The organism is Synechococcus sp. R3-13, from assembly GCF_047462195.1.
Classification (GTDB): Bacteria; Cyanobacteriota; Cyanobacteriia; order Thermostichales; family Thermostichaceae; genus Thermostichus.
Genome location: NZ_JANSIO010000253.1, coordinates 1 through 1,726 on the forward strand (window position 1 = coordinate 1; position 1,726 = coordinate 1,726).

Here is a 1,726-nt window from a genome sequence, read left to right on the forward strand (position 1 = left end):
GTTCCAAAGAAGTCCCCCACTGCTTCGGAAAAAGGTGCCCAGTTCATGCCAAACTGAAAGGCCATCGGCAAGCCTGAGGCCACGCCAATACCAAAGTTCAACACATAGAGTTTTGACCAGAAACGGGCGTGACGGTAGTAATCTAGGTTGCGGGTTTTTAGCCAAAGTCCCTCAATAACAACAAGGTAAATGGCCATCCCCGTTGTTAAAACCGGCCACAACATGTGAAAAATGGCCGTGAGGGCAAACTGTAGACGAGAAAGGGCAACGGTATCCAGAAACATGATTTGTACCAAGTTTAGATGAATTGACCCATACAGCTTTTTCCGACAACATCTGCTGCAGTTGATGCAGCTACATCTCCGGCATGAAAAATATCTTGCTCACTAGCAGACATTAGATGAGGTCGGGAAAGCCGTAGTTCGTTGTTCCTTCTAACATCGAATCTTGGCCAAGACAATCGACAAGCTGTCCGACTCTAAAGGTTAATTTTAGGATTCTGTGAAGTATAGGCTTTTTTTGTGATTTAGACTACAAGGCAAAAAGTGCACTGTGAACCCAGCGGCCGAAGACTGGCAGGTCGTTAGCATAAGGTTGTGGTTTTCTTCGCCTTTAAACAACAAAAAACAACAAAACTGTTGCCCTAATAGATCGAGGAGCGATTCCCAGCAAGGGAGGACTTCCGGTTTACAGAGCCGGCAGACGGCTGCTGATCGTCCCCGGAGCCTGCCAGAATTGGGATCCCAGTTTGCAGGGTGGGGTGGAAGATGTCGTTTATTCCGCTGGTGCGCTTTCTAGGCCAGTCCGGCTTGATTCAAGAGCTGGCCGCCTGCTTGAGATCGCAGCGACGGGCAAATCTGCAGGGGGCAGGGCGGATTGCCAAGGGGTTGATCGCCTCGGCTTTGGCCCAGCAGGAGGGAAGATCCCTGCTGGTGGTCACTGCCACGCTGGAAGAAGCGGGCCGGTGGACAGCGCAATTGGAGGGCATGGGCTGGGAGAGTGTGCAGCTCTACCCTACTTCAGAGGCTTCCCCCTACGAACCTTTTGACCTGGAACCGGAGCTGGTGTGGGGCCAGTTTCAGGTGCTGGCCGATTGCCTCCAGGGGAAGAAGGGCATGGCCATTGTGGCGACAGAGCGGGCCCTCCAACCCCACCTCCCTCCCCCAGAGGTGTTGCGGGCCTTTTGTCTCCAGCTGGAACCCGGCTTGGAGATGTTTCCCCAGCAACTGGGGCAGCAGTTGGCTCGTCTGGGATATCGGCGGGTAAGCCTGGTGGAAAGCGAAGGGGAGTGGAGCCAGAGAGGCGATATTCTCGACGTTTTCCCGGTGGCCTGCGAATGGCCGGTGCGCCTAGAGTGGTTTGGCAACGAGCTGGAGCGACTGCGGGAGTTCGACCCGGTGAGCCAGCGCTCCCAAGATGGGATCCCCTACGTTTGGCTTACTCCCACCGGCTATGGGCCTATCCTCTGGCCGGCTCTGCAGGAAAAAGCCGATCAGCTCTCCCAGGGCCTACGGCAGCAGTTGGAGCAGTCGCCCACCCCCCCGGAGGGCTTGCGCCGTTTTCTCGGCCTGCTCTACACCCCTCCCGCCAATCTGCTCAGCTATCTGGATCCCACCACCCTCATCCTGATCGACGAGCCAGAGCAGTGCCAGGCCCACAGCCAGCAGTGGCTCTACCACGCCCAAGAACAGTGGAAACAGGCCCAGGTTGCGGAGCCGGCTCTGCA

The 1,726-nt window shown here is 56.1% G+C and carries 1 protein-coding gene and 1 pseudogene; one reads left to right on the forward strand and one right to left on the reverse strand.

What is annotated here, in order from left to right:
• On the reverse strand, positions 1-284 hold a 284-nt coding region (locus tag NW856_RS07850), incomplete at its 3' end, for a cytochrome ubiquinol oxidase subunit I (RefSeq protein ID WP_414399741.1).
• 483 nt (positions 285-767) lie between these two features.
• Here NW856_RS07850 and NW856_RS07855 point away from each other — a divergent pair.
• Positions 768-1,726, forward strand: a pseudogene (locus NW856_RS07855) (transcription-repair coupling factor); the annotation flags it as partial.